This is a genomic window from Mycetohabitans sp. B46, from assembly GCF_037389205.1.
GTDB lineage: Bacteria > Pseudomonadota > Gammaproteobacteria > Burkholderiales > Burkholderiaceae > Mycetohabitans.
The window spans coordinates 112,783-121,124 of record NZ_JADBGL010000009.1; the positions used below are offsets into that span (position 1 = coordinate 112,783).

The 8,342-nt window shown below is 61.9% G+C and carries 9 protein-coding genes; 3 read left to right on the forward strand and 6 right to left on the reverse strand.

Annotation, left to right across the window (positions count from 1 at the left end):
- On the reverse strand, positions 1–900 hold the full coding sequence (argB, locus tag IHE30_RS11530; protein ID WP_337690743.1) for an acetylglutamate kinase: 900 nt from the start codon (positions 898–900) through the stop codon (positions 1–3).
- A gap of 142 nt (positions 901–1,042) precedes the next feature.
- Here argB and IHE30_RS11535 point away from each other — a divergent pair, with 142 nt between their 5' ends.
- The 3 genes from IHE30_RS11535 (at position 1,043) to IHE30_RS11545 (ending at position 3,339) form a co-directional block, all read left to right on the forward strand.
- Positions 1,043–1,336, forward strand: coding sequence for a hypothetical protein (locus IHE30_RS11535; RefSeq protein ID WP_337690745.1), 294 nt, complete (start codon positions 1,043–1,045; stop codon positions 1,334–1,336).
- A 195-nt stretch (positions 1,337–1,531) separates the two neighbouring features.
- Positions 1,532–2,800 (forward strand): ATP-binding protein, encoded by a 1,269-nt coding sequence (locus IHE30_RS11540; protein ID WP_337690747.1) that lies wholly within the window; start codon positions 1,532–1,534, stop codon positions 2,798–2,800.
- A complete protein-coding gene (locus IHE30_RS11545) occupies positions 2,797–3,339 on the forward strand; it encodes a response regulator transcription factor (RefSeq protein ID WP_013436568.1) in 543 nt (180 codons plus the stop codon). The genes IHE30_RS11540 and IHE30_RS11545 overlap by 4 nt, the downstream gene beginning before the upstream one ends.
- Positions 3,340–3,366: 27 nt before the next feature.
- Here IHE30_RS11545 and hslU read toward each other — a convergent pair whose 3' ends face one another.
- The 5 genes from hslU to IHE30_RS11570 all read right to left on the reverse strand — a co-directional run.
- The gene (hslU, locus tag IHE30_RS11550) at positions 3,367–4,704 is read right to left on the reverse strand and encodes an ATP-dependent protease ATPase subunit HslU (protein ID WP_337690750.1); all 1,338 of its coding nucleotides are present in this window, start codon (positions 4,702–4,704) and stop codon (positions 3,367–3,369) included.
- Between the two features lie 100 nt (positions 4,705–4,804).
- Entirely contained in the window at positions 4,805–5,341 is a 537-nt protein-coding gene (gene hslV / locus IHE30_RS11555; RefSeq protein WP_337690751.1) for an ATP-dependent protease subunit HslV, read from the reverse strand.
- A 266-nt stretch (positions 5,342–5,607) separates the two neighbouring features.
- A complete protein-coding gene (dksA, locus tag IHE30_RS11560; protein ID WP_076785906.1) occupies positions 5,608–6,027 on the reverse strand; it encodes an RNA polymerase-binding protein DksA in 420 nt (139 codons plus the stop codon).
- Between the two features lie 425 nt (positions 6,028–6,452).
- On the reverse strand, positions 6,453–7,529 hold the full coding sequence (locus tag IHE30_RS11565; RefSeq protein ID WP_443193653.1) for a CobW family GTP-binding protein: 1,077 nt from the start codon (positions 7,527–7,529) through the stop codon (positions 6,453–6,455).
- A gap of 208 nt (positions 7,530–7,737) precedes the next feature.
- Positions 7,738–8,342: class I SAM-dependent rRNA methyltransferase (locus IHE30_RS11570; RefSeq protein ID WP_337690753.1), on the reverse strand; the 605-nt coding region annotated here is incomplete at its 5' end.

Below are 8,342 nucleotides of genomic sequence, written 5' to 3' on the forward strand. Positions count from 1 at the left end.
TCAGTGTGACCGGATCATTGTGCCGAACGGCTGCTCGGTCAGGATCTCGAGCAGCACCGAGTGCTCGATGCGTCCGTCGATGATGTGCACGGAGCGCACGCCGCTCCTGGCCGCATCCAGGGCCGACGAGATCTTCGGCAGCATGCCACCGGAGATCGTGCCGTCGGCAAACAGCGCATCGATCTCGCGCGCCGACAGGTCCGTGAGCAGTGTGCCGCTCTTGTCCATCACGCCCGGGATGTTCGTCATCATCACCAGCTTTTCCGCGTTTAGTACGACCGCCAGCTTGCCTGCGACCAGGTCCGCGTTAATGTTGTACGCGAGCCCGTCCTCGCCGAAGCCAATCGGCGAGATGACGGGGATGAACGCATCGTCCTGCAGCGCTCGCACGACCGCGGGATTGATCGAGTCGACCTCGCCGACCTGGCCGATGTCGAGAAATTCACCCGGCTTTTCCCGGTCCGGCATCAGCAGCTTGCGTGCGTGGATCAGTCCGCCGTCCTTGCCGGTCAAGCCGACCGCGTGGCCACCAAAATGGTTGATCAGCGTGACGATGTCCTGTTGCACCTCGCCGCCGAGCACCCACTCGACGACCTCCATCGTTTCCTCGTCCGTCACGCGCATGCCTTGTATGAACGTGCCCTGCTTGCCGATTTTCTTCAGCGCCTGGTCGATCTGCGGGCCGCCACCATGGATGATGACCGGATTGATGCCCACCAGCTTCAACAATACGACGTCGCGTGCGAAGCCTTGCTTCAGGCGCTCTTCCGTCATCGCGTTGCCACCGTATTTGATCACGACCGTCTTGCCGTGGTACTGGCGGATGTAAGGCAGCGCTTCCGCGAGGATTTCGGCCTTCAGTTCGGGTGAGATGGCTGGCAAATCGTGGGTGTCGGACATGGTGCGAGCAGACTGAGCAGGCAAACAACCGCGAATTGTACAGGACTGAAGTGTCGGCACGATGCCGACCGGCTAGCTTTTTTGACGTGTCTTGCCGTTCTGGCGCGTTGCCGATACAGGGCGCGCGAACATCGCGCACCCCATGATCGACCTTGCCGATATGGCGATGCCACGACGCAGCCGGCACGAAGTGTCGCGGCATGGCGCCGATAACAGCAACGTGGTGGCCGCCGCCCTGGCGACATGCGACGCGCTGTTCGACACGACCGAACATTGCCGTGAGCCGCCTCGAGACCGGGGCAGTCCAAGCACGATCCTCGGGCAAAAGCCGTTTTTTGCGGGCCTCGAAGCGTGTGTCGAACCGCTACCCGATAAGCTCGCTCGGGTTTTCATGAAGCGGGTCTTTGCCTCAAGAGGTATGAAGCGCAACGGCTGACGCTGGAGCAGATGGATCGGGGAACTGTCGCTGCCGCAGGCGTTGCGGCACGCGGATGCGCCTGCCGTGGCGCGTACGCAACGCTGCCGCGGTGCTCGACTGCGGCGCGCTGGCGCTTGCGTCATAGTGTCGCGAGCGTGAGCGAGCTTGAGTTGACTGCGGGGTCGTGCCACGTCGAACCGGTAAACTTGTCGCATGACACTGTATGCAAATCCCGGCCGGGTCAATCTCGGCCATATGTTTTGGCTCCGTTGCCTGGCTATCATTGGCCAACTGGTGACAATTGCCGTCGTGCAGATCGCCTATGGCGTGCATTTGCCGCTCACCGCGATGCTCATCGTCATCGCGTTGGAAGTGGTCTTCAACATCTTGACATGGATCCGCGTGGCCCAGGCCAAGCCGGAAACGCACATCGAGTTGATGGGGCAGCTGTGGGTTGACCTCGGTGCGCTATCCGCGCTGTTGTTCCTATCCGGTGGCACCACCAACCCGTTTGTGTCGCTGTACTTGCCCTCATTGGCGATTGCGGCGGCGGTGTTGCCGTGGCGTCTGGCCGCCTGGCTCGCGGCGTTCGCGGTCGCCTGCTATTGGCTGCTCGGCTTCGACTCGGTGCCGTTGAATATGGACAACCCGGCCAACCTGTTCGATTACTACCGGGCCGGCATGTGGGTGAACTTCATGGTCAGCGTCGGACTGATCTCGTGGTTTGTCTCGCGCATGTCGTCCGCGCTGCGCAAAGGGGATGCGGCGTTGGGCGAGGCGCAGGAGCGACTGTTGCGCGACGAGCGGGTGGTGGCGTTGGGCGCGCAGGCCGCCAGCGTCGCGCACGAGATTGGCACGCCACTGTCGACCATTGCGATGGTCGCCGAGGAGTTGCGCGACCTGTCCCACACCGACCAGGCGCTTGCGCCCTACCGGGCCGATTTCGACCTGCTCGAGCAACAGCTGGCGTTGTGCCGCTCGGCGCTCGCCCGGCTGCGCACCCGGGCGGCGCTGCCCACCGGCCAGCAACCGGTGGGCAATTGGCTCGACGCATTCATCGAGCAGTGGCGGCTGCGTCACCCGCATGTGAATTTCTCGCGGATCGGCACGGCGCCCGCCGACGTGCTAGTCGCCGATACTGTGGCGGTCGGGCAGATCCTGACCATCTTGCTGGACAATGCGGCTCGGGCCAGCCGCGAATCGGTGACGCTGGAGGTGGCGTGCGACGACGACATGCTGGTCTTTGACATTCGCGACCGCGGTCCCGGCATTGTGCCTGAACGGCGCGCCAAACTCGGGCAGGCACCGGTCGAAAGCACGCAAGGGGGCCACGGTGTGGGCTTATATCTCGCATTTACGACGGCGGCGCGGCTAGGTGGCTCGATCGAGCTGACCGAGTTGCCGCAGCCGGCCACCACGGGCACCCGCGCGATACTGCGCCTGCCCGCGATCCAAGCGCATTCAAGTGGAGAAGCACAATGAGCGAAATGAACTTCCTGGTGATTGACGATGATGAGGTATTTGCTGGAATCCTCGCGCGCGGCCTGACCCGGCGCGGCTATACCGTTCACCAGGCGCACGACCGCGACAGCGCGCTGAAGCTCGCCGATGCGCTGCCGTTCGGCCAGATCACGGTCGATCTGAACCTGGGCAACGATTCGGGGCTGCATTTGATCGCGCCACTGCGCAAGCTACAGCCCGAGGCGCGGATCCTCGTGCTGACCGGCTATGCGAGCATTGCGACGGCGGTGCAGGCCGTCAAGGACGGGGCGGACAATTATCTGGCCAAGCCGGCCAACGTGGAGACGATCCTGGCGGCGTTGCGCGTGGACGCAAGCGAGTCGCAGGCAGAGGAGGCGCTCGAGAATCCGATACCGCTGTCGGTGGCGCGGCTCGAATGGGAGCACATCCAGCGCGTGCTGTCCGACAACGGCGGCAATATTTCGGCAACCGCGCGTGCGCTGAACATGCACCGCCGCACGCTGCAACGCAAGCTGGCGAAACGGCCAGTGAAGCAATGAGCGGTGCACGCACGGCGGCGAGCCGCGTTACAGCACGTAGCGTGACAGGTCTTCGTTCTGCGACACGTCGCTCAGCGCGCTGTCCACGTACGCGGCGTCGATCTTGATCGATTGGCCCGAATGGTTGCCGGCCGAGAACGAAATTTCTTCGAGCAGCTTTTCGATTACCGTGTATAGCCGCCGCGCGCCGATGTTCTCAGTCTTTTCGTTAACCGAGAAGGCGATTTCCGCTAGGCGCTTGATGCCGTCGTCGGCGAACTCCAGTTGCACGTCCTCGGTCGCGAGTAGTGCCTGGTATTGCTTGACCAGGCTCGCGTCGGTGCGTACCAGGATCGATTCGAAGTCACCGACCGACAGCGAATCGAGCTCGACGCGGATTGGAAACCGTCCTTGCAGCTCGGGAATCAGATCGCTCGGCTTGGCCAGATGAAACGCCCCGCTGGCAATGAACAAGATGTGGTCGGTCTTCACCATGCCGTACTTGGTGTTGATCGTTGTGCCTTCCACGAGCGGCAGCAGGTCGCGTTGCACGCCCTGGCGTGACACCTCGCCGCCACCACCTTCCTGGCGTGACGCGATTTTGTCAATCTCGTCGAGGAAGACGATGCCGTTCTGTTCGGCGTTCTGTACCGCGCGGGTCTTGATGTCCTCTTCGTTGACCAGCTTGCCGGCTTGCTCATCGGTCAACAGCTTCAGGGCCTCCTTGATCTTGACCTTGCGGTGCTGCTTCTTGCCGCCGCCGAGATTGGCGAACATCGAACGGATCTGCTCCGTCATCTCCTCCATGCCGGGCGGGCCCATGATGTCCATGCCGACCTGGGGCGCCTCGATGTCGAGTTCGATTTCCTTGTCGTCGAGCTGGCCTTCGCGCAGCCGCTTGCGAAATATCTGGCGCGTCGCGCTCTCTCGCTCGCTCTCCTCGCTGGTCGGGCTGAAGCCGACGGGACGCGCCTGCGGCAGCAAGATGTCCAGGATGCGGTCCTCCGCGAGGTCCTGCGCCTTTGTGCGGACCTTGCGCATTTCCGATTCGCGCGTTTGCTTGACCGAGATATCGATCAAGTCGCGCACGATGCTGTCCACATCGCGTCCGACGTAGCCGACTTCTGTGAACTTCGTGGCCTCGATCTTGATGAACGGTGCGTCGGCGAGCTTGGCCAGGCGCCGTGCGATTTCGGTTTTGCCCACGCCAGTCGGTCCGATCATCAGAATGTTCTTCGGGGTGATTTCCTGGCGCAACGGGTCCGACACCTGCTGACGGCGCCAGCGGTTGCGCAGTGCGACCGCGACGGCGCGCTTGGCGCGGCCCTGGCCAATGATGTGCTTGTCCAGTTCGGAGACGATTTCAGCGGGGGTCATGGTAGTCATGTTCGGCATCCTTCAGGTGGCGCCGGGCCTGGATCGGCCCGCAAGCCTCGATGCGCGGGCGCAATAGGCCGCGCAGGGTCGCCCGGCACCTGGGCTTCATTTATTCGATGGTTTCGATGACGCGGCTGTGATTCGTGTAGATGCACATGTCGCCGGCAATCGCGAGCGCCTTTTCGACGATGTCGCGCGCGCTCAGCTCCGTGTTATCCGCGAGCGCGCGGGCCGCGGCTTGCGCATATGCGCCGCCCGAGCCGATGGCGCAAATGCCGCCTTCCGGATCCAGCACGTCGCCGTTGCCAGTAATCACCAGTGTCGTTTCCGCGTCCGCGGCGATCAGCATCGCTTCCAAGCGGCGCAGCATACGGTCGGTGCGCCAGTCCTTGGCCAGTTCGACAGCGGCGCGGGTCAGGTTGCCCTGGTGCTTTTCCAGCTTGCCTTCGAAGCGGTCCAGCAGCGAGAATGCGTCCGCGGTGCCGCCGGCGAAACCCACTAGCACCTTGCCACCGTAAATGCGCCGCACTTTCTTGGCACCGCCCTTCATGACGATGTTGCCCAGCGTCACCTGACCGTCGCCGCCTAGGGCAACGCTGTTGCCTCGCCGTACCGAGACAATGGTTGTGCCGTGATATTGCTCCATGTGGAATTCCTTTAAAGCGGGGTCGCGCGCCAGCGGCGCGGGACAGGACTGAAGTCGCGCGTTTCGACCTATTTTAGGGCGGCTGGCGCAATATCAAGGCGCGCGCGCGGGGTGGTGCTGATATGACGCAATGCTCGCGCGAAAGGCCACCATGCACGTGCAAGGCTCGGCAATAAATGCGCACCATAAATAAAAAAGGCACGCCTATCGCGTGCCTTCCGACGGGAGTCGGCTGGACCGTATTGCGCCATGCGGCGCACCACGCTTTAGTCGCCGAACAGCTTCTGGCGTAGTTCGCGGCGCTCCTGCGCCTCGAGCGACAGCGTCGCGGTCGGCCGCGCGAGCAGACGCGGAATGCCGATCGGTTCGCCCGTTTCCTCGCACCAGCCATATTCACCGGTTTCGATCCGCGCGAGCGATTGCTGCACCTTCTTTAGCAGCTTGCGTTCGCGGTCGCGTGTGCGAAGCTCAAGCGCGTGCTCTTCTTCGATCGTCGCGCGATCGGCCGGGTCGGGCACGATCACGGTTTCTCGGAGATTTTCCGTCGTTTGCCCGGCATTGCGCAGGATTTCCGCCTGCAACTGTTCGAGCCTGTGCTTGAAGAAAGCGAGCTGATCCTCGTTCATGTAATCCTTGTCGCTCATCTTCAGGATTTCGGCTTCGGTCAAAAGTCGTGTCGTCGTCATCTGGCTTGCTGTCTTCATTGTGAGGCGATGCATCGAGCATTGCCCGCACTTACCATTGCCCGCAATTGCGGCGGCCGAGTGCCTTGCGGCGGCCACGTCGAATTCGTCGTGGCAGGTGCGGCGGCCGTTGCGGGGCCGAACTCCTTGTGGCGCCGCGTCGTTATCATTCTCCAGTGGGCACGTATTGTAACTGAACCACAATCGGTGCCAATAGCGGCGGAGAACCCTGTCCAAAACAGTATTTCGCGGTCCGATAGAGCACTTCCGGCGTCGTGGCGAATGCCTCAATATACGCCAAAGAAAACGAAATCTCGACCAGGCTGCCTTTTATTTCACAATACGAAATATCGCCACTGCAACGGGGAAAGACGTCGGCGCGCTATTTCGTGCACCGCCGCGACCCAGCGGCGTAGCGCACGACGTCTTCACGCGAGGCACGCGTCCAGGCCGTCGGTAATCAAGTCCCGGGGCAGGTCCACGCCAATGAACACCATCTTGCTGGTCTTCTTCTCAGCCGGTAGCCAGCGCGCGGCTAAGTCGCTGCCCATCATCTGGTGCACGCCCTGGAATACCACTTTGCGCTCGATTCCCTTCATAAACAGCACGCCTTTGTAGCGGAGTAAGCGCTCACCGTAAATTTGTAGGATCCCGCCGAGAAAATCCTCCAATTTTTGGGGATCGAACGCCCGGTCGTTGCGGTACACGAACGATTTAATCTTGTCGTCGTGATGCGCATGGTGGTGACCGTGCGTGCAATGGCCATGATTATGGTCACACTGTGCGTGATCATGCTGGTGATCGTGATCGTGATCGTGATCGTGGTGGTGCGCGTGATCGTGCCCTTCCTCGGCGAGGAAGTCCGGGTCAATTTCAAGCTTTGCGTTCAAGTTGAATCCACGCAAATCAAAAATCGCCTTGATATCGGCGTTGCCGAAATTGACTACCTGAATCGGCGCCTTCGGGTTCATCTGCAGCAATCGATGGCGCAGACCGGCGAGCGTGGTCTCGTCCACCAGATCGGCCTTCGTGATGAACAAGCGGTCGGCAAAGCCCACTTGCCGTTGCACGACCTCGTGCTCGTCAAGCTGCTGGTTGGCGTGCTTCGCGTCCACCAGCGTGATCACCGCGTCGAGCAGGAATTCGTCAGCGATCGCCTCATCGATGAAGAACGTTTGCGCGACCGGCCCCGGATTGGCCAAGCCCGTGGTCTCGATCACGACCCGGTCGAACTTGAGCTTACCTTCGCGCTTTTGCTCCGATAGGTCTGACAACGCACGGGATAGGTCGCCGCGGATCGTGCAGCAGATGCAACCGTTGCTCATTTGCACGATTTGTTCCGCCGACTCCTGCACGAGGATGTCGTTGTCAATGTTCTCTTCGCCGAATTCGTTTTCGATCACGGCGATTTTCATGCCATGCGGCTCATTCAGGATACGCTTGAGCAGCGTGGTCTTACCGCTGCCGAGAAAGCCGGTCAGGATGGTGACGGGAATCATGTTCATCGCCTGCCTTTACTTACGTGAAGTTGCGTGGAAGTTGCGAGCCGGTCCGCGCGAGTACAGCGCGAAATGTGCTATTGAAGCACAAATGCGGCGGCAGGGTTGTGACCATTATCCGGACGCCGACGATGCGTTGCACCAACGGGCGCGGTATCTGGATGCGGCATTGGCCCGCCTGGTCGCAGCATTGCCCCGCCCGATGTGGGGCGTACTAGGGTTTTTGCAACCACAGTCCCTTCAGATATTCACCTTCTGGGAAGCTGGTCAGCATCGGATGATCGACGCCGGCCGACAGGCGGCGCAGGATCCGCGCATCGACGCCGGCGTCGGCCGCGGCGCCCGCGACAATCTTCTGAAACAGGCCCGTGTCGATCGCGCCCGAGCACGAGTAGGTCGCGAGCAGCCCGCCCGGGCGCAGCAGCTTGAAGCCGCTGAGGTTGATATCCTTGTACGCGCGTGCTGCCCGGTCAACGTGCTCGCGCGACGGGGCGAATTTCGGCGGATCGAGCACGATTAGGTCGAAGCGCTCACCTGCATCGTACAACTGCCGCAGTGTCTTGAATGCGTCGGCGTCGTGCCACTGGGCCCGCGCCGGATCGAAGTCGTTGACGGCCAAGTTTGCGCGCGCGACCTGCAGCGCTTCGCCGGATGAATCAATCGACACGACCCGCGTGGCGCCACCCCGCAGCGCGGCTAGCGAAAAGCCGCCGGTATAGCAGAAGCAATTTAGTACGTCGCGCCCAGCCGCGTGTTGTTGTACAAGCCACCGATTGTCCCGCTGGTCGATGTAGAAGCCGGTCTTGTGGCCGTGCCTGC